This window comes from Rhizobium sp. No.120, assembly GCF_054558365.1.
Genome location: NZ_BAAJNQ010000006.1, coordinates 90,029 through 109,718, shown reverse-complemented (window position 1 = coordinate 109,718; position 19,690 = coordinate 90,029). Strand labels below are relative to the sequence as shown.

Annotated in this window: 18 protein-coding genes; 11 read left to right on the top strand and 7 right to left on the bottom strand. The window is 61.0% G+C overall.

Features of this window, described 5'->3' with window-relative positions:
- Nucleotides 1–11 precede the first annotated feature (11 nt).
- Nucleotides 12–1,052, top strand: a complete 1,041-nt coding sequence (locus ACYJRZ_RS18725; protein WP_459461445.1) for an LLM class flavin-dependent oxidoreductase — start codon at nt 12–14, stop codon at nt 1,050–1,052.
- A gap of 86 nt (nt 1,053–1,138) precedes the next feature.
- On the opposite strand, the gene ACYJRZ_RS18720 is transcribed toward ACYJRZ_RS18725, so the two are convergent.
- On the bottom strand, nt 1,139–1,564 hold the full coding sequence (locus ACYJRZ_RS18720) for a hypothetical protein (protein ID WP_459461443.1): 426 nt from the start codon (nt 1,562–1,564) through the stop codon (nt 1,139–1,141).
- A gap of 10 nt (nt 1,565–1,574) precedes the next feature.
- Nucleotides 1,575–2,762 (bottom strand): FAD-dependent oxidoreductase, encoded by a 1,188-nt coding sequence (locus ACYJRZ_RS18715; protein ID WP_459461441.1) that lies wholly within the window; start codon nt 2,760–2,762, stop codon nt 1,575–1,577.
- Nucleotides 2,763–2,880: 118 nt separating this feature from the next.
- Between ACYJRZ_RS18715 and ACYJRZ_RS18710 the strand changes: the two genes are divergently transcribed.
- Complete coding sequence (locus tag ACYJRZ_RS18710) at nt 2,881–3,675, top strand: AraC family transcriptional regulator (RefSeq protein WP_459461439.1); 795 nt, start codon at nt 2,881–2,883, stop codon at nt 3,673–3,675.
- 70 nt (nt 3,676–3,745) lie between these two features.
- On the opposite strand, the gene ACYJRZ_RS18705 is transcribed toward ACYJRZ_RS18710, so the two are convergent.
- From ACYJRZ_RS18705 to ACYJRZ_RS18685, 5 genes are all read right to left on the bottom strand, one after another.
- Nucleotides 3,746–6,085, bottom strand: a complete 2,340-nt coding sequence (locus ACYJRZ_RS18705) for a heavy metal translocating P-type ATPase (RefSeq protein WP_459461437.1) — start codon at nt 6,083–6,085, stop codon at nt 3,746–3,748.
- 170 nt (nt 6,086–6,255) lie between these two features.
- Nucleotides 6,256–7,236: a zinc-binding dehydrogenase gene (locus ACYJRZ_RS18700; RefSeq protein ID WP_459461435.1), complete on the bottom strand. Its 981-nt coding sequence runs from the start codon at nt 7,234–7,236 to the stop codon at nt 6,256–6,258.
- A gap of 41 nt (nt 7,237–7,277) precedes the next feature.
- Nucleotides 7,278–7,880, bottom strand: a complete 603-nt coding sequence (locus ACYJRZ_RS18695; RefSeq protein WP_440478739.1) for a TetR/AcrR family transcriptional regulator — start codon at nt 7,878–7,880, stop codon at nt 7,278–7,280.
- 56 nt (nt 7,881–7,936) lie between these two features.
- Entirely contained in the window at nt 7,937–9,193 is a 1,257-nt protein-coding gene (locus ACYJRZ_RS18690; protein ID WP_459461433.1) for an arsenic transporter, read from the bottom strand.
- Nucleotides 9,194–9,318: 125 nt separating this feature from the next.
- Nucleotides 9,319–9,759: a universal stress protein gene (locus ACYJRZ_RS18685; protein ID WP_459461431.1), complete on the bottom strand. Its 441-nt coding sequence runs from the start codon at nt 9,757–9,759 to the stop codon at nt 9,319–9,321.
- Nucleotides 9,760–10,089: 330 nt separating this feature from the next.
- On the opposite strand from ACYJRZ_RS18685, the gene ACYJRZ_RS18680 reads away from it, so the two are divergent.
- The 9 genes from ACYJRZ_RS18680 to ACYJRZ_RS18640 all read left to right on the top strand — a co-directional run bounded on the left by ACYJRZ_RS18680 (nt 10,090) and on the right by ACYJRZ_RS18640 (nt 19,689).
- On the top strand, nt 10,090–10,494 hold the full coding sequence (locus ACYJRZ_RS18680) for a DUF983 domain-containing protein (protein ID WP_459461429.1): 405 nt from the start codon (nt 10,090–10,092) through the stop codon (nt 10,492–10,494).
- A gap of 602 nt (nt 10,495–11,096) precedes the next feature.
- Nucleotides 11,097–11,981, top strand: coding sequence for a cupin domain-containing protein (locus ACYJRZ_RS18675; protein ID WP_459461427.1), 885 nt, complete (start codon nt 11,097–11,099; stop codon nt 11,979–11,981).
- A 202-nt stretch (nt 11,982–12,183) separates the two neighbouring features.
- The gene (locus tag ACYJRZ_RS18670) at nt 12,184–13,269 is read left to right on the top strand and encodes an ABC transporter substrate-binding protein (RefSeq protein ID WP_459461425.1); all 1,086 of its coding nucleotides are present in this window, start codon (nt 12,184–12,186) and stop codon (nt 13,267–13,269) included.
- 86 nt (nt 13,270–13,355) lie between these two features.
- The gene (locus ACYJRZ_RS18665; protein ID WP_459461423.1) at nt 13,356–14,177 is read left to right on the top strand and encodes an ATP-binding cassette domain-containing protein; all 822 of its coding nucleotides are present in this window, start codon (nt 13,356–13,358) and stop codon (nt 14,175–14,177) included.
- Nucleotides 14,174–15,424, top strand: coding sequence for a sugar ABC transporter permease (locus ACYJRZ_RS18660; protein ID WP_459461421.1), 1,251 nt, complete (start codon nt 14,174–14,176; stop codon nt 15,422–15,424). Before ACYJRZ_RS18665 ends, ACYJRZ_RS18660 begins: the two co-directional genes overlap by 4 nt.
- A gap of 25 nt (nt 15,425–15,449) precedes the next feature.
- Nucleotides 15,450–16,178 (top strand): SDR family oxidoreductase, encoded by a 729-nt coding sequence (locus ACYJRZ_RS18655; RefSeq protein WP_459461419.1) that lies wholly within the window; start codon nt 15,450–15,452, stop codon nt 16,176–16,178.
- Entirely contained in the window at nt 16,178–17,809 is a 1,632-nt protein-coding gene (locus tag ACYJRZ_RS18650; RefSeq protein WP_459461417.1) for an FGGY-family carbohydrate kinase, read from the top strand. Before ACYJRZ_RS18655 ends, ACYJRZ_RS18650 begins: the two co-directional genes overlap by 1 nt.
- 137 nt (nt 17,810–17,946) lie before the next feature.
- Complete coding sequence (locus ACYJRZ_RS18645; protein WP_459461415.1) at nt 17,947–18,345, top strand: (R)-mandelonitrile lyase; 399 nt, start codon at nt 17,947–17,949, stop codon at nt 18,343–18,345.
- Between the two features lie 423 nt (nt 18,346–18,768).
- Nucleotides 18,769–19,689, top strand: a complete 921-nt coding sequence (locus ACYJRZ_RS18640; RefSeq protein WP_459461413.1) for an alpha/beta hydrolase — start codon at nt 18,769–18,771, stop codon at nt 19,687–19,689.
- Nucleotide 19,690 lies beyond the last annotated feature (1 nt).

Here is a 19,690-nt window from a genome sequence, read left to right as displayed (position 1 = left end):
GAGACAGCCGCATGAGCCGCCAAGCCCCATCGATCAGCCATATCGGCTTTCTCACGCCTGGCAATTATCCGGATGAGGATCCGCTAGCCGGCCTGGAGCAGACCCTGCAATTGCTCGAATACGGAGAGCAGAGGGGTTTCAATAGCGCCTGGGTTCGCCAGCGCCATCTGGAGCCCGGCATTTCCTCGGCCAGCGCCTTCCTCGCTGCGGCGACGCAGCGCACGCGCCACATCGAGCTTGGCACCGCCGTCATTCCCATCGGCTACGAAAGCCCGTATCGGCTTGCCGAGGATCTGGCGACCGTGGATGTGCTGTCGCGTGGACGACTGAATATCGGCTTGAGCGCCGGGCGGCCGCTGCATGCGGATCTGATCGGGCCGCTTGCCTTCGATGGCGATTGGGAGAGCCACGATTTCTCCCATCAGAGGGTGTTGCGCTTTGCCGACAATCTCAGGGGCACTTATCTCGGCAAGCAGGATACGGTCATCAAGACGCCGTTCGGCCCGCAGCGCCCGCGGCTTCAGCCCTATGCGAAGGGGCTGATCGATCGCATCTGGTATGGCGGCGGCTCGTTGCGGTCCGCCGAGTGGGCCGGCCGCAACGGTTTTAATCTGCTGATCGGCAACGTCACCACGGGCGAGCAGACCGACGATTTCTTCGTTGCACAATCGCGTCAGCTGGAAACCTATCGCGCGTCCGGCGGCGATGCGAGGCGGGTGGCGCTCGGCCGGGTCATCGTGCCTTTCGACAGCGCGGATGCGATCACCCGCAAACGCTACACCGACTATGCCGCCGGTCGTCATGAGCGCACGCTTTCGCCGCAGGGCGAGCGGCGAACCCTCTTCGCCCGCGATGTCGTCGGCTCATCGGATGAGATATTGGAGCGCCTGCGCAAGGACCCGATCCTGCCCCATGTGAGCGAATTCCGGCTGGAGCTGCCCTATGAGTTCCACGATGAGGAATACCGGCAGATCATCCATGATTTCGTGACGCTGATCGCTCCGGAGCTCGGCTGGAAGGAGACCACGCTCCTGCGGCGGACCGCATCCTGAGGGTTGCATGACGGCACGACCAGCCCAGCGGGATAAAGGCCGCCCGGTCTGCATGGCTTCGCGTCCGTGATGCGCTAGGAGATCTGCTAGCCCATAGGCGATATCGTGGTTTCGCTGCCTTCGAGGATTTGCTTCGCAAGCCGCAGTGCTGCCTCTTGCGACGCGACGAGCTCCATTCTCGTGCCGAACGCCTTTGTGGCAAGAGCCATCTGCACTTGGATGGCGGCGCGCTTGATGGGGTTGGCCTCGATCCCGATCACCGCCCTGCAAATGGCCGCAAGCGCCGTCTTATTCTTCTTCAGCCATATGCCGCGAACTTTGCGGTCCTCGTGATCTTCGGCTGCCTGGTCGCCATCCATGATGACGACGAAGGGCATGGAGATGGCGAGCATGGCGTCCATCTCCCGCTCCCATTGTGCGGCATAGCCCGGCCGTACGGACTCGGCCGATTGGCGCACGATCGGCCATAGGGAGACATCGTGAAAGGTGAACGTGGCGTCGTCGATAGTCATGCTATTGTCCTCAAGCGATTTTGTCGGTCATTGCTGCGAACAGCATTGCGGCCCCGCGTTCCGACGCGTCGATGGCACGGATTGCCCGTTCACGCATGTCGGCTTCGTAATCCAGCAAGGCCGTGCAGATTGTCTTTGTTTCCTTGCCGGCTTTCTCCATGATTTGTGAAAGCATGCGTGCGTCTTCGAGGGCCGTATTGGCGCCGAGGCCGCCGGCAGGGCTCATCGCGTGGATGGCATCGCCCAGGAGCGTGATGGCACCGAACGGCCAAAGGGCGTCGGGACGCCCGCTTCTGACGGGAAGCGCTGCCACCGCTTCGGCCTTGCTCCGGCCGATGATTTGCCTCAGTTCAGGATGCCAGCCGCGCATGGCGGCTCTGAGCAATACGGGCAGGTCCCGCGTGTGGTCATATGTCTCCAGGCCAAGCCTTTTACGTGGCCCGATCAACGCCCAATAGAGATAATCGGCCACCGGCGTCAGCTTGCAATCGGGTGCGAGATCGGCGGCAAGACTTTGAAAATCGTCGCCGAACCGCATGAGGTCGAAGATTGCTGTGCAGCCGTCGGCAAAGATCACCGTCGTCCCGTCCTCAGGCAGGCCGCCGCCGGTCAATGGGAGCTCGCTTTTGCCATAGACGCATATCGAGCCGGTATCCGCTGGCCCGGCATAGGGCGCCAGCTGGCGGCGTACCCGCGAGCTCACGCCATCGGCACCGATGAGCAGATTGCAGGAGACCGGGGAGGCACTTTCGAACTGCACCTCCACGCGCGCATCCTCCAAGCAGCGATACTGCGTGAACGCGTGCCCGAAATGAACATGATCCTCGATCCCCGATAGCAGAATTTCGCGAAGAGTGAGGCGATTGACGCTCAGATCTCCGTCGTCTTCGTCCTCGCCGGTATCCCAGCTTGCCGGTACGCGCCCTGCGATCGGCAGAAGCTGCGGCGTCAGGAAGCGTCCCGCTTTCGGGCTGATGGAGGTCGTGGCTCGAAAGAGCGCGAACAGCTCGGGTGGCAAGCAAGCTTCCAGCGCCCGCTGCCCGCTCGGATCGATACGGATGCGATAACCTTGTAAGCGGCTATCGGCCGCAGGATCGCGCTCATAGACATCGAAACCGATGTTGGCGCGCTTCAATCCCTGGGCGAGGCACAGGCCTCCAAGGCCTGCGCCGATGATAACGACATGAAAGTCCTGCATGGGCCTTCTATTCCATTCACTATTCGACTTAGATTTTGTCAGGCAAGAATAGCGTGCAACGACCGGGACGTGGTAACGACATTCGGACTATAAATGTTGCAAAACGGCCAAAGGGAACATGGGCATCGAAGATATCGGCGAGCGTCTCGACGGGCCACCGCTCATCGCCTTCTGGGGATCGGATGAACCGGGTAGCGCCTTCCGCCTCGGCACTCAGGAGTATGATTGGCACGCGCATGGCCGCGGGCAACTCTTCTGCATCGAGAGCGGCCTCGTCCGTGTCGATACGCCCGATGGTTCCTGGCTCTTGCCGCCGCAGCGTGCGGGCTGGATTCCGCCCGGTGTCATGCATAAAGCGGGGATTAATGGCGTGCTGAGCGGCTGGGGTATCTTGCTGACGCCGGCCGCCAGCGCCGGACTGCCGGCGACACCCTGTGTTCTCAGTGTGAGCGAGGTTTTGCGCGCATTGGTGCGCCGCGCGACGACATGGCATTGGGAAGAAAAACTTTCACCGCAGCAACGTCGTCTGGCAGCCGTTTTACTGGACGAAGTTCGAGCCGCACCGCGCGAAGGCCTGCATTTGCCTATGCCTGCGGATCGACGTGCTTTGCGCATCGCAGAAGCCGTACTGCAGGATCCGGCTAGCGAGGAGACCCTTCATGAGCTTGCGTTGCGGGCGGCAGTGTCCGAACGATCGGCCCGGCGGCTCTTCAACGCCGAAACGGGCATGTCGTTTGCTAGTTGGCGGCAGCAGGCGCGCTTGCTGCTTGCGCTTGAATATCTGAGCGCGGGCAAGCCGATCGTCGAAGTGGCGGACAGTCTGGGATATGCCAGTGCCAGCAGCTTTATCGCCATGTTCAGAAAGGCTTTCGGCCTATCGCCGCGCCGATATCTCTCTGTTCGGAAGGCCTAAGACGAAATATTGCGGAGGGTTGCGCTCGTAGCAGCAGGGCGCCGACTTTTCGATCGGCGCCCAAAGATGCTTAGGCGGCGACCCGGCGGGGCCGGATGGCGAGTAGGCGCAGCGCATTCATGGTCACCAGTACGGTTGCGCCGGTATCGGCGAGGATTGCCGGCCAGAGCCCGGTGATACCAACGATCGTGGTCACCAGGAACACGCCCTTGAGGCCGAGGGCGATGGTGATGTTCTGGCCGATATTGCTCATCGTCCGCTTGGATAGATCTATCATCTCGATGACATCTCCGACGCGGCCATGCAGCACGGCGGCATCGGCTGTCTCCAGCGCAACGTCGGTGCCGCCCCCCATGGCAATCCCGACATCGGCGGCTGCGAGTGCCGGCGCATCATTGATGCCGTCGCCGACCTTGGCGACGTGAAAGCCTTGCCGCTTCAGGTCGCCGACGATCCGTTGCTTGTCTTCGGGCAGCAATTGCGCACGAACCTCTATGCCGAGCGTCTTGCCGATCGCTTCAGCCGTGCGCTGATTGTCGCCCGTGAGCATGATGGTCTTGATACCCGCATCGGCGAGAGCCTTGAGGCCGGCTGCCGTATCGGCGCGCGGTTCGTCGCGCATGGCGAGCAGCCCGGCGGCACTGCCCTTGGCAACGACAACGGAGACGGTCTTTCCTTCATCGTTGAACGCGGCGATCCGGGCCGATTGCTCCGAGGTCAATGATACGCGGTCGGTGGCTGCCTGCGGCGACCCGAGGAACACATCGATGCCGTCGACCTTGCCGCTGACGCCCTTGCCGCCGATGGCTTTCGCGTCGATGACCTGAGGAACATCCGTTCCAACTTCAGCCGCGTGGTCAAGGATGGCGTGAGCAAGGGGATGGCTCGATCCGGTTTCGAGCGCGGCTGCCAGGCGCAGCACGTCCGTTTCATTCATGCCGATGCCGACGATATCGGTGACCTTGGGCTTGCCTTCGGTCAGGGTGCCAGTCTTGTCGAAAGCGACGGCGGTGACCTTGCCGATGTTTTCGAGCACGGCACCGCCCTTCAGAAGCAGGCCGCGGCGGGCACCGGAGGAGAGCGAAGCGGCAATTGCCGCCGGCGTTGAAATGACGAGGGCGCAGGGGCAGCCGATCAGCAGGATCGCAAGGCCCTTATAGACCCATTCGCCCCAGTTGCCGCCCAGGACCAGAGGCGGGACGACGGCAACGAGTGCACCGACAACGACGACGCCAGGCGTGTAATAGCGGGAGAAACGATCGATGAAACGCTCCGTCGGAGCCTTCGATTCCTGCGCCTCCTCGACCAGCTTGACGACGCGGGCGATGGTATTGTCCGATGCCGCCGCCGTTACCCGAACACGCAGCGCTGCATCGCCGTTGACCGTGCCGGCAAAGACGGTTGCATCCACGCCCTTGCGCACCGGCGTGCTTTCGCCCGTCACCGGCGCCTCGTCGATAGCGCTTTCGCCGGAAAGAACCACGCCGTCGGCCGGAATGCGGTCGCCCGGGCGAACCAAGATGATGGCACCGACAACAAGGCTTTCGGCTTGCACTTCGCGGGTCTTGCCATTCTCTTCGAGGAGAGCGGTCTTGGGCACCAGATCGGTCAGGGATTGAATGCTGGCTCGCGCCTTACCGGCGGCGACACCCTCCAGCAGCTCGCCGATCAGGAACAGAAAGACGACTGCAGCGGCTTCCTCGCTGGCGCCGATGATGACGGCGCCGATGGCCGCGATCGTCATCAGCATCTCGATCGAGAACGGTGTTCCCATCCTTGCGGCCATGAAGGCACGTCGGGCGATCGGCACCAGGCCGACAAGCATGGCGGCAGTGAAGATCCACATATCCCAGGCTGGTATCAGCTTGCCGACAATCCAGGCGGCGGCGAGTGCCACGCCGCTTGCGATCGTCAGGCGACCCTTGGCGGATTTCCACCATGGCCCGGTGGTCGATCCATGATCGTGACCGTGAAGGCCGACAACTGCAGTATTGCGTTCTTCGGAGGCGTGGCTGTGACCGGCATGATCATGTCGATGGCCGGCATCATGATCGTGATCGCCGTGATCATGCTCGTGATCGTGCCCCGCATGGTCGTGGCCATCGGACTTGTGCGTATGATGATCATGTCCGCAGCCGCAAGCATGATCGCTGTCTTCGATCTTTGGCACGGTGGCATTGCTTTGTGGCAGCGGGACTACCTTATACCCCAGTCCCGTGACCCGCTTGGCGATGTTGGGCAGCAGCTCCGGATCGCTCTGATGCTTGACCGTCATGGTGCCTGCGGTGACCGAGACGGAAACATCCTCGACGCCCTGCAGCCGGCGAACGGCCGTGTCGATTTTCGCAGCGCATGAAGCGCAATCCATGCCCTCTACGCGATAGCGGCTGTGTTGTGTTGTCGACGTCATGTTTCGGTTCCAGATTTTTATCTGGAACCATCGCTACATCCTCTAGCAACTAGAGGGACAAGAGCAATTCTGAGAATTTTTTGCGTAATCATTCGCGGGCGCTGCAATCAGTCTAGCCATATACCATGAAGTCGCCCCTCTGAGGCAGCTACAACAAGGTGTTAGGAGACCTATAGCAGTTTCAAGAGAACCTTGCCGGTCTTGCCGGGCGCCAGCGAGGATTTCACAGCTTCCGCAATCTCCGCAATGTCGTAAGCCGCCTCCACGGGCAGCTTGACTTCGCCTGAGGCGACGCGGGTGATGAGCTCGCTGATCAGCCGCCGCCGTTCCTCCGCCGGCATGGCGGCGCTGACCTTGATGCCCCAGAAGCCCTTGATCGTCAGCTGCTTGAAGATGACGGCCCTCGAGGCGATCTGCATTGGCTTGCCGGCTGCGGTGCCGAAGGAAACCAGCAGACCGTTTTCGCCCAGCAGATCTGCTAGGTCGTTGCTTGCAACACCGCCGACGGAATCGACTGCGGCGCGGATCGGCGCGTCGCCGATCATGGCGCGCACCTTCGCCTTCCAATCCGGCGCCGCGGTCGAGACGGCATTGCCGATGCCGAATGCGGATAGTTCGTCGATGCCGCCGTCTCGCCGAACGAGATTGATCATATGTATGCCGCGGCTATGTGCCAGCATGGCAAGCGTCTTGCCGACAGCACCATTCGCTGCGTTCTGGATGATCCAATCGCCGCGCTCGACATTGAGGAATTCCAAAAGCGAGATAGCGCTGAACGGCATGGCGATCAGTTGCGCTGCGGCTTCGTCGGAGATCACGTCAGGTACCGGAACAAGGCTTGCTGCCGGCGCCGTGAATTGTTCGGCCCAAGTGCCATGGACGCCGGCTGCAACGACGCGCTTGCCGATCAGTGCCTTATCGACGTCAGGCCCGACGGCATCGACCAAGCCGACTGCTTCGCTGCCGCCTATGGCAGGCAAAACCGGCTTATAGCCATAGGCGCCGCGCACGGTCCAAAGGTCATGATTGTGGATGGGGGAGAGAATGGTGCGAATGCGCACATCTCCTGCGGCGGGCTCCGGCAGCGGCATGTCGGCCAGATAAAGGACCGCCGCCGGATCGCCGAAGACATCGTGGATGGCACTGCGCATTGTATTTTCCTTGTGTGTTGACATGCTGGTCCTGCTTTGGATCAAAGGCCGCCGGGTGCCGAAAGGGCTTGCTCGGTGGCAAGCATGGCCTGGTCGAGCGGTGTCTTGTCTTTTCCAAGCTTTGCCAGGATTGCCGCCCCAAGCCACAGGCTATAGAGCGAACGAGCCGTCTTTTCCGGGATGCAGGATGGCGAAATCGAACCGTCCTCGCGTCCCTCGGTGATCGTTTTGGTAATGCGGCGGATGAGGTCCTCGACGCCGCCGAGCAGGATCACGCGCATATTGTCGGAGAGATCGGATATCTCGGCGGCGAGCTTTACGACCAAGCACCGGTCTGCGAGGCTGGCCGTATTGCCATCGGAAAGCCATGCATTCCAGTAGTGCATCAGCCGTTGGCGGCCATTGCCCTTCCAGCCGAAGAGCGCGTCGAGCCGCTCCGCATAGTCGGAGCAATATTGCTTCAGCAGGGCACAGCCGAAAGCCTCTTTGGATGCGAAATAGTAATAGAATGAGCCTTTCGGCACGGCGCTCTGCTCAAGCAGTTCCTTCAGGCCCACGCCTCCGAACCCCTTGCGCAGCACCAGTTCCCGCCCGATTGCGAGAATATGGCTGCGAGTCAGCTCCGATTTCTTCTTCGTCATCATGAGCGGTCCGTAACAAATAATCGACCGGTCGTCTATAAACTCGATGTTGTTTGCCGTCAGATCAGTGCGAGGGCCGCCAACGAGAGGATCAAAGCGGGAAACATCACGAGAGCGCCGATCCTCAAGAAAGCCAATGCTCCCATGTGCAGCCCTTCGCGGCGAAGAGCAGCAAGCCAGAGGATGGTAGCAAGCGAGCCGGTAACGGAGAGGTTGGGTCCAAGATCGACGCCGATCAGCACCGCGCCGGCAATGGAATCAGAAACATGGGCGGCCTGCACCGCGCTGCCCGCGAAAAGACCGGCCGGCAAATTGTTGACGAGGTTGGAGACGATAGCAACGAAAAGCCCGGCCGCGCCGACCGCCTGTGTCTGCGACTGAGCCGCCAGCGATGCCAAATTTTCAGACAGGAGAGCGGTGAGGCCGGTATGATTGACTGCCTCGACGATCACGAAGAGGCCCGCAACCAGAGGTATTACGCTCCAGCTGATGCCGCGAAGCGTCTCCAGCGGATTTTGCCGGGTAAGCGTGAGAACGATGACGGTCGTAAGCAGGCCCGCGACAAATGTCGGGATGCCGAGATCGACATTCATCGCCGACGCCACGATCAGAATGAGGGCGGTCACCACGAGACCCCATCCTGCCAGCTTGGCGCTGCGGGAAAGGGCTGGTTGTCCGACATCGCGAGCGATCGTGTCTTCCGCCAATGCATGTCGCTGCGTCCAATAGAGGCAGGCGAAGGTGACGATGATCGAGACGATTGATGGCAGCAGGAAAGTCTGCATCCAGCGCGACAGGGGTGGCATCTCGCCGCCGGCGAAGATGACCAGATTGGCCGGATTGGAGATCGGTAGCACAAAGCTCGCGGCATTGGCGATGAAGGCGCAGACCAGAAGATATGGCATGGGGTCTTTCACCCGCGCCGCGCGGCAGGCTGCGTAGACGGCTGGCGTGAGCACGACGGCGGTTGCGTCATTCGACAGAAATACTGTCACGACCACGCCGACGATATAGACGAGCACGAACAGCCGGCGAGGAGAGCCCTTGGCATGCGAGGTGGCGATTGCCGCCACCCAGTCGAAGAGCCCTTCGCGCCGCGCGAGTTCCGACAAAAGCATCATGCCGATGAGGAAGAGATAGACATCGAACCCTTTGGATATGCCCGTCCATACATCGGCTAGGCCGATGAGCTGCAGCGCAACGAGAAGTGCTGCGCCGAGAACCGCCCAGACCGCTTCCGGCCACCGGAACGGACGTGCAACGACACCGAGGGCGGTCAGGCCAGCGATACTCCAGGTGATGGCGGATTCGGTCATTCAGCTCGTCTTGGCAACTCGATTTAAGGTCGGAGCGGGTATGTAGCATCGCCGCGGCGTTGCGCAAACCGTATCCGCGCTATGTTCCGACAGAATTCGGCATGACAGGCCGATTTAAGGGAGCGTCATGCCTTCTTCGCCGTATCGCCATGCGATTTGTCGGCTCGTTCGATAAGGACGGAACATTCTGCGTGGCGGATGACATATTCGACGGTCGAACCGAATATGCGATCGATAATATCTGACGTATGCGTCGCGAGGACAATGAGATCAGCCTTCTTCTCCTTGGCGATGGTCAGCAATGTCGTCGATGCCGAGCCCATGCGCACATCGACGCTGGCGGTAATGCCAAGACGCCGGCACAAGGCATCGAGCTTTTCCTCGGCTTCTGTGATCACTGAGACAGCCCAATCGTCCGGGCTCTCGCGCCCCGAGGGGAAGCGCTCGATAACGTGCGCGACCGTCAATTCGCCGTTTAGAGAGAGAAGTGCGTGGGATGTGCGCAACAGGCGCTCGGCCCGTTCGCGTGAGCCGAGCCCAATAGCGCAAATAATATTGTCATACATCACATTCTCCCAAAACGCTCTGGCCGCAGCCGTTCTTGGCGTCACTGGCATCTGTCCGGTTAAACTTGTGACGAGCACGGCGAACATACGATTGTTCAGCACATCGATAATGGCGGGATTCGTCAAGTCTCGCCGCCACTATGATGCAAACCAAACCGTCCATATCTGCGCTCCGTCGCCGTGTGGCTTCGGTTTATCTCGCTTTGCCCGGAAGCAGCTGCGTCATTCTGACAACTGGACTCGATCATTCCATTCATTATACATGTATTGTATGCATGCAATTTACTAATTGATTGCGTTCACTTGGGAGACTGAAACAGGAGTAATGTCATGGATATTGACTATCCCCCGCTGAGCCCATTGCAGACTGGTCTCCGGTGCCGCTGCCCGCGCTGCGGCCAGGGGCGCATGTTCGACGGATTTCTGACCCTGCGCAAACGATGTGAGGCGTGCGGGCTCGACTATTCCTTTGCCGATCCCGCCGATGGCCCGGCATTTTTCGTCATCTGTTTCGCCTGTATCCCGAGCGTTCTTCTCGGCGTCTGGCTTGAGGTGGCCTTCTCCGCTCCGGTCTGGGTGCAGTTTCTGTTGACTGGCCCCTTCATGCTGGCGACCTGCATCCCACCTCTACGCCCCCTTAAGGGTTGGCTTGTCGCCAGTCAGTACTTCTATAAGGCCGAGGAAGGTAAGCTCGCCCGCCTGCCGGTAACCGAGACGCCGCACTCAGCGAGCTAAGGTCCGTGGGCTTCATCTTGAATGGATGACCGTCGCGGCGAGTTGGGCGATAGCACTGCTATGTCATGTGGACGGGAATATTATGATCGAAGTTGGATTCAACGATGGTTTGAACAAAAAATAAAGCTGCTGGAGCAGCAGTTTTGACGTGGTGCTCCTCATGATAATTAGTGTCAATTAGCCTGGAAATATCCGAAATGTGGGATTGGTTCCCTTTAGTCTTCATCCTGTTCAAGGTTCTCGTGTTGGGCACGGGCATGTTCTTCGCCATCAAGTGGCATCACGATCAAGAGAAGAAGAAATAACGAAATCAGCGGACCGATATTGACGGCCGACCAGCGGCGCACCGGTCGTAGGTTTTTGTCGGCCAGGCAGAACTCTCCGCGTTCTCCGTATATCAACGTTTGGCATCGCAGTGCCTATGCCGCACTGCACATTTCGCCAAAGAGGGCGCCCTTCAAGTCAAAAAAGTATCAGTCGAGCGTACAAGGCGTAGTAGCGGCAGTCGCTTATGAGGGGTAGGTTTACCACATAGAAGACGTGATGGCCTCTGGGAGGAGGCGCCGCAACCGTAGCAATGCGGACGGAAAGGAGGCTTGCCGATGAACCCGGATTTGGAAGTCGTCGCGATCGGCAGCGGAGAATCCTTCAAGGCATGGGAGCACGGCTATCCCTACCGCACGGTTCGCTGGCATTTTCACCCCGAATATGAAATCCACCATGTTGTCGCGACAACAGGCCAATATTTCATCGGTGACTTCATCGGCGAGTTCGAGCCGGGCAATCTGGTGCTGACGGGGCCGAACCTCCCGCATAATTGGGTGAGCGATGTGCCCGCTGGCGTCACCTTGCCGCTGCGCTGCCGCGTGCTGCAATTTTCCGAATCCTTCTTCGCCGATGCCAGTAAGGTTTTTCCCGAACTGTCGGCTTGCGCCGGTATTCTTGAGACGAGCCGCCGCGGTGCGCTCTTTACGCCTGAAACGGCTGTCATCGTCGGTCCGATCCTCGGCGAACTGGTGGAAGCGACCGGTATCCGGCGGATCGAGCTCTTCATGAACATTCTTGATACGATGAGCCGTGCTGAAGGCACGCGCACGCTTGCCAGTGCCGGTTATCAGCCGGATCCCTCTGGCTTTATGTCGGCGGGCGTCAATCAGGCACTGGCTTACATTAATGCGCACCTCACAGAACCGTTCAGCGAGTGCGATCTGGCCGAATTGACCGGCCAGAGCCCGAGCGCCTTTTCGCGCAGCTTTCGCCGCCATACCGGCATGGCGCTGGTTCAGTACGTCAATCGGTTGCGCATCAACTTCGCCTGCCATCTGCTCATGAGCAAGGCCGAGATGACGATCACCGACATCTGCTTTGCGGCAGGCTTCAACAATATCTCGAACTTCAATCGGCGTTTTCTGGATCAGAAGGGCATGGCGCCCTCCCGCTTCAGATCGCTCTTGGCACAGCATGCACGCGCGGTGGAGGCCGCCTAACACAAGGGAGGACAGGGAGGAGAGACAAAATTCAGGGCAAGCGAACGGGCAGGCACCTTTGCCGTCCGAAGGAGAAGGCTTGTCCGAAATTACCGCCGCGTCGGTCCGAGATCGCCGTCGGCAACGCCTCAACAAGGGCATCGCGTGCGGACAGCCGCGATGATCGAGGGAAACCATTACCATTTGGAACGGAGAAATTCCAATGAACCATTTCGCACTGAAAATCGCCGGCATAACCGCGCTTGCGGTCGGTCTTCTGGCCGGCACTTCCGCCTTCGCGCAATCCGCCAAGGTGACGGACGCAACCGTCGCCTTCCTGATGCCCGACCAGAGCTCGACGCGCTATGAGGAGCACGATTTTCCCGGTTTCCAGGCCGAGATGAAGAAGCTCTGCGCGGGCTGCAAGGTCATCTACCAGAACGCCAACGGCGATGCCTCGCGTCAGCAGCAGCAATTCAATTCGGCGATCTCGCAGGGTGCGAAGGCCATCGTGCTCGATCCGGTGGACTCGACGGCCGCCGCCTCGCTCGTCAGGCTGGCGCAGAGCCAGGGCGTGAAAGTCATCGCCTATGATCGACCGATCCCGTCGGCTGCCGCCGACTACTATGTGTCCTTCAACAATGAAGAGATCGGCAAGATGATCGCCAAGTCACTGGTCGATCACCTCAAGGCCAAGGGCGTGAAAGCGGGTGACGGCGGCCTTCTCGAGATCAACGGCTCACCGACGGATGCTGCCGCCGGCCTGATCAAGAAGGGCATCCATGCCGGTCTCGCAGACGGCGGCTATCCGGTGCTTGCCGAATTCGACACGCCGGAATGGGCACCGCCGAAGGCACAGCAGTGGGCAAGCGGCCAGATCACCCGCTTCGGCAAGAAGATCCTCGGCGTTGTTGCTGCCAATGACGGCACCGGTGGTGCCGCTGTCGCCGCCTTCAAGGCAGCCGGCTACGATCCGGTGCCGCCGGTCACAGGCAATGACGCGACCATCGCCGGCCTGCAGCTCATCATTTCTGGCGATCAGTACAATACGATCTCCAAGCCGAGCGAGATCGTGGCTGCCGCCGCCGCCAATGTTGCGATCGAGCTGCTCTCTGGCGAGACGCCGAAGGCGGACACGAAGCTCTTCGACACGCCGACCAAGCTCTTCACGCCGGCCCTGGTCACGTCCGAAAATCTGAAGGCAGAGATCATCGACAAGAGCGTCAACGGCAAGCCGATCCAGACACCGGCACAGCTCTGCGGCGACCGTTACGCCGATGGCTGCAAGAAGCTCGGCATTGGCAGCTGAGAGCTGCTCCTCCCAGTCTCCGGTCGCTTCGGCGGCCGGAGGCAACACGCATCCGATGGCATTTCAACCCGAGAAGGTGGCGAGTCATGAGTGACGCTCCCGATCATAGAGCCCCGGACGGCGAGCTTGTGCTCAGCCTCAAAGGGATCTCCAAACACTTCGGCGCCGTCTCGGCACTGACGGATATCAACCTCGATGTGCATGCCGGCGAAGTCGTGGCGCTCGTCGGCGACAATGGCGCGGGCAAATCGACGCTCGTCAAGGTTCTGGCCGGCGTCCATCAGCCAAGCGCCGGCACGATCACATTCCGCGGCAAGCCGGTCACGCTCAGCGATCCCGCAACCGCGCTTGATCTCGGCATTGCCACGGTTTTCCAGGATCTGGCGCTCTGCGAGAACCTCGATGTTGTTGCAAACATCTTTCTCGGACGGGAACTGAGCCCGATGAAGCTCGATGAAACGGCGATGGAGGTTCGCGCCTGGACATTGCTCAATGAGCTTGCGGCGCGTATCCCGAGCGTGCGTATCCCGATCGCCTCGCTTTCCGGCGGTCAGCGGCAGACGGTGGCGATCGCCCGGTCGCTGCTGCTCGAGCCGAAACTCATCATGCTCGACGAGCCGACCGCAGCGCTTGGCGTCGCGCAAACGGCCGAAGTGCTGAACCTCATCGAGCGCGTCCGCGACAAGGGACTCGGCGTCATCATGATCAGCCACAATATGGAGGACGTGCGTGCCGTTGCCGACCGTATCGTCGTGCTGCGCCTCGGCCGCAACAACGGGATTTTCTATCCTGACACGTCAAATCAGGAACTCGTCAGCGCCATTACTGGAGCGACGGAAAACGCCGTGTCGCGACGGGCAGGGCGGCGTCAGGCCCAGCAGGAATTGAGGGAAGGGGGCCAGCCATGAGCCAGGACAGCAAGCAATCGACCATGCTGCTTGACCGCAGCGACGTCCGGGTCAACCATGACACCGGGCTTGGCGCGACCATTCGCTCCTCCATCGATAAGGTTCGTTCCGGCGATCTCGGCTCGCTGCCCGTCGTCGTTGGTCTCGTCATCATCTGGACGGTGTTCGGCACGCTGAACCCGACCTTCCTTTCCAGCAACAACCTCGCCAATCTGCTGTTTGACGCCTCGACCGTCGGCATCATCTCGCTCGGCATCGTCTGCGTACTGATGGTCGGGGAGATCGACCTTTCCGTCGGCTCGATCAGCGGTTTCGCCTCCGCCATGGTCGGCATGCTGTGGGTGAATGAGGGCTGGCCGGTCTTCCTGGCGATCCTGGCAGCGCTTCTCGTCGGCGGCGTGATCGGCGCCATCTATGCCGTGCTGTTCAACCGGCTGGGTATGCCGAGCTTCGTTGCCACATTGGCAGGCCTTCTCGCCGTGCTTGGCATGCAGCTCTATCTGCTCGGCGCGACCGGTTCAATCAATCTGCCCTATGGCTCGGCGATCGTGAATTTCGGCCAGTTGCTGGTCATCCCGCGCCCGCTCGCCCATGTCTTCGCGCTCATTCCCGGTGCGGTCCTGCTGGTGACCGGCTTGGGCACCGTGCGGCGGCGCAAGCAGGCAAATCTCTCCGCACCGTCTGTGGGCGGCCTGCTGGCGAAGGCGGCCGTCATCACGGTGGCGCTAGAATTCGTCGCCTTCTATCTCAATCAGGATCGCGGCATTCCCTGGATGTTCGCCCTGTTCGTGGTGCTCGCCATCGTCATGAATTATGCGCTGACGCGCACGCAATGGGGCCGGTCGATGGCGGCCGTCGGCGGCAATCGCGAGGCCGCGCGCCGCGCCGGTATTAATGTACGCAGGATCTATACCAGTGCCTTCGTGCTTTGCGCCATGTTCGCAGCCCTTGGAGGCGTGCTGGCGGCTGCGCGTCTCGCCTCGGCCAGCCAGCAGGCAGGCACCGGCGACGTCAATCTGAATGCGATTGCGGCGGCCGTCATCGGCGGCACCAGCCTCTTTGGTGGTCGCGGCAGCGCCTATTCCGCTCTGCTCGGCATCATCGTCATCCAGTCGATCGCGAGCGGCCTCACCATGCTCGATCTGTCGTCGGCGCTTCGCTACATGATCACAGGCGCAGTTCTCGCCATTGCTGTCATCGTCGACTCGCTCGCCCGCCGTTCGCGCGCCTCGCATGGGCGCGGCTGATTTTTTCAAGAAGGTAAGGATTGTTATGAGACAGGATTTTGCTGGCAAAGTCGCAGCCATCACCGGTGCTGCGTCTGGAATTGGCCTGGAATGCGCCAAGTCGCTATTGAACGAGGGCGCCAGCGTCGCCCTCGTCGATCGGGCCGAGGATAGCCTGAAAAGCCTTTGCGCCGAGCTGGGGCCGAATGCCTTTCCCGTCGTCGTCGATCTCCTGAACCCCGAGAGCGTAGCGACGATGATGCCGCAGATCCTCGGCAAGTTCGGCAAGCTTGATATCTTCCATGCCAATGCCGGCGCCTATATCGGCGGCGAGGTCGCGGAAGGTGATCCGGATGCCTGGGACCGGATGCTGGATCTGAATATCAACGCGGCCTTCCGCTCGGTCCGTATGGTGCTGCCGCACATGATTGACCGCAAGACCGGCGATATCATCATGACCAGCTCGATCGCCGGTCTTGTGCCGGTGGTCTGGGAGCCGATCTATACGGCGTCCAAACATGCCGTTCAGGCCTTTACGCATACGGTTCGGCGCCAGGTCGCCAAGCATGGCATCCGCGTCGGCGCCGTGGCGCCGGGACCGGTGGTAACGGCGCTGATCAGCGACTGGCCGCAGGCAAAACTTGACGAGGCGATTGCCGCGGGCGGCCTTATGGAGGCGACCGAAGTGGCGGAAGCGGTAGTCTTCATGCTATCCAGACCGCGGAACATCGTAATCCGGGATCTGGTGATCCTGCCCTTGAGTACGGATCTCTGATGACAGCACCTTATTTCATCGGCATCGATGTCGGCACCGGCAGCGCCCGAGCCGGGGTTTTCGACGCGCATGGTAATCTGCTCGCCGCCGCCAAGCGGCCGATCACCATCTGGCACGAGGCCGGCAGCATCGTCGAGCAGTCGAGCGAACAGATATGGAAGGCTGTTTGCGACAGCGTCAAGGAGGCTGTCGCAACGGCGAAGATTATCGCGGATGATGTTGCTGGCATCGGCTTCGATGCAACCTGTTCGTTAGTCGCCGTCAAGGCGGATGGTCGGCCCGTGGCAGTCGGCCCCTCGGGTGACGCCGATCGCAACATCATCGTCTGGATGGATCATCGCGCGGCCGGCGAGGCGGCGGAGATCAATGCCGCCAATCACGCCGTGCTGCGCTATGTCGGCGGCCGCATCTCGCCGGAGATGGAGACGCCGAAGCTCTTATGGCTGAAGAGAAATCTGCCGCAATCCTTCGCGGCAACGGATCATTTCTTCGATCTTGCCGATTATCTGACCTGGCGCGCGACTGGCTCGCTGCAGAGATCGGTGTGCACGGTCACCTGCAAATGGACCTATCTTGCCCACGAACAGCGCTGGGATGCGCAATATTTCAAGGATATCGGCCTTGGTGAGTTGGCCGACGAAGGTTTCGTGCGGATCGGTACCGAGATCGTCGAGCCGGGCACAGCGCTGGGCGAGGGCCTGAACGAGGCCGCAGCCCGCGATCTTGGCATCGCCGTTGGTACGCCGGTCGGCGCGTCGTTGATCGATGCCCATGCCGGTGGCGTCGGCACGCTTGGCGGCCAGGGACCGGACGGCAAAGCCGATGTCAGGAACAGGCTCGCCTATATCTTCGGCACCTCCGCCTGCTCGATGGCGTCGAGCGAAAAGGCCATCTTCGTCGATGGTGTCTGGGGCCCCTACTATTCGGCCATGGTGCCCGGCTTCTGGCTGACCGAAGGCGGCCAATCCGCTGCCGGTGCCGCGATCGATCATCTCGTTACCATGCATCCGGCGGCCGGCGAGGCGCGTCAGAAGGCCGAGGCGGAGGGTTTATCGCTGGTCGCCTGGCTTGATCGACAGGCTATGCAGGCGAGCGGCAACGCTTCCGACGCCGTGAGGCTCGCGCAATCCATCCAGGTCGTGCCCGAATTTCTCGGCAACCGCTCACCTTATGCTGATCCCGATGCACGCGCCGTCATCTCCGGCCTCGGGCTGGAAACCGGCACCGACGATCTGATCGCTCTGTACATCGCCGGCCTCTGCGGTATCGGCTATGGCCTCAAGCAGTTGCTTGAAAAGCTGGCGAAGGCCGGCATCGCCTGCGATCTCATCATCGCCAGCGGCGGGGCTGCCCAGAGTGGATTGGTACGGCAGCTTTTGGCGGATACGACCGGCAGACCTGTCGCCGTCGCGGATACGGAGGAGCCCGTTCTTCTTGGTGCGGCCATGCTCGGAGCCACGGCCGGCGGCCGTTGCGGCTCGCTCGTAGAAGCCATGGCGACCATGTCACGGCTTGCGAGGCGGTTCGAGCCGGCGGGTGGTGCGATCAAGGCGTTGCATGAACGGCGTTACGAAGCCTTCGAGCTGCTGCAATCGGCAGATCGCAGCATCCGCGCCTTAATGGCGTCGTAGGCCCGGCGAGAAGCGGCGTTTGTTGCTCCAATTCATAGGTCTATACGACGATGGCCCTCTACCGCTTTGTCAATTGCAGGCTAGATTGTCCTCATGCAGCGAAGCCGTCACGGCTCATCGCAGGAAAGGACATCATCATGGATATCACGAGGAACGGTGCGCAGCCCTCCGGCAAAGGCCCTTCGGACTGGTTCACCGGTACAGTGCGTATCGACCCGGTCTTTGCACCTAATGACGCACGGCGCGCCGCAGCCGCCAGTGTCACGTTTGAGCCAGGCGCGAGGACGGCGTGGCATACTCACCCGCGCGGCCAGACCTTGATCGTCACCGCCGGCCTAGGTCTCGTTCAGCGTGAAGGCGGCCCGATCGAGGAGATTCGGCCCGGGGATATAGTTTGGTTCGAACCGAACGAGAAACATTGGCACGGCGCTTCTCCGACGACCGCCATGACCCATATCGCCATCCAGGAACATCTTGACGGTAAGGTGGTGGATTGGCTGGAGCATGTGACGGACGAGCAATATCAGGCAAGGTGAAGGTCCAATTCCGCGGTCGCGGCAGCACCGAGCGGATCGCTCGCAGGCAATCAACTCTTGCCATAAGTCAGCCTCACGGGGTCAATATAGATGGAACCTTGCCGCTTCCACGGCACGATCCTAACGATCGAATGCCCCGCGACGCAACTGGCCTCGCGATGGCAGCAACACGGATGGGGAAATATCATGCTTCGGCTTGTGATTGGCGCGGCTCTTGCGCTTGCGGTACTCACCTGGTCCAATGCGCAATGCATGCAGATGCCGACAGGTTTTTCCCTAGTGTCGAGCAGCGTATTTGCGGCTGATTGAACGCGGCACAGTCGGGTAGATGTCGCCATCGCAGCGTTGCTGGCCGTAGGCAGATAAGCGTTCGGGTGCATCACCGCGTAGTGTCGATCCAGTGGCACGAGTCGAGGATATCCCATGACCTCTGTTGAGCGTCCCATGCCGAGCGAAGCCGGCATCCTCCAGTTCATGGAGATCTGCGATTCCTTCTATCCGCCGGATGCGGTAACGGCCTCCATCGCGCAGCAGCGGCAATGGTATGACGCCTTATGCGCGCGCTTCGATCGCCCCTTGCCCGACGGCATGCAGACCACGGACGATCTCGTATCCGGAACGATTCCCGTCAGGCGTTACAAGTCCGCCAATATCCGTACGACAACGAAGCTCCTCTATCTCCATGGCGGCGGTTTCGTCGTCGGTTCGCTCGAGAGCCATCACGCCATCTGCGCCGAGATTGCCGACCATGCCGGCGCCGAGCTGATCTCCGTCGATTACCGTCTGGCGCCGGAATATCGCTGGCCGGCCCAGACGGATGATTGTTTCAGCGTCCTCAAGCAGCTTCTCGCCGAAAAGAAGTCAGTCGTCCTGCTCGGTGACAGTGCCGGCGGCAATCTGGCGGCAGGGCTGGCGGTGCGGGCGCAAGCCGAGGGGCTTTCCGGCATTGTCGGCCAGATCCTGATCTATCCCGCACTCGGCGGCGATCTTGTCTCCGGCTCCTATGAGGAAATGGCCGATGCGCCGGGGCTGACGACCGCGGATGTCGCCTATTATCGCAGCATCCTACAGGCGCCATCAGGTGATCCGGTCTCCGAGCCGCTAGCGTTATCCTCCGTCGCTGGCCTTCCGCCCACCTTCATCACCGCGGCGCATTACGATCCTCTACGCGACGACGGCCGCAACTATGCGGCGCGTCTCGCACAGGCGGGCGTCGAAGTCTGGTTCCGCGAGGAGCCGCAAATGGTGCATGCCTGGCTGCGGGCACGGCATATGAGCGAAGGTGCGCGCACCGGCTTTGCCGCCATCTGCGCGGCGGCAAGCCGGTTTGCGGGCTCCCGCTGAC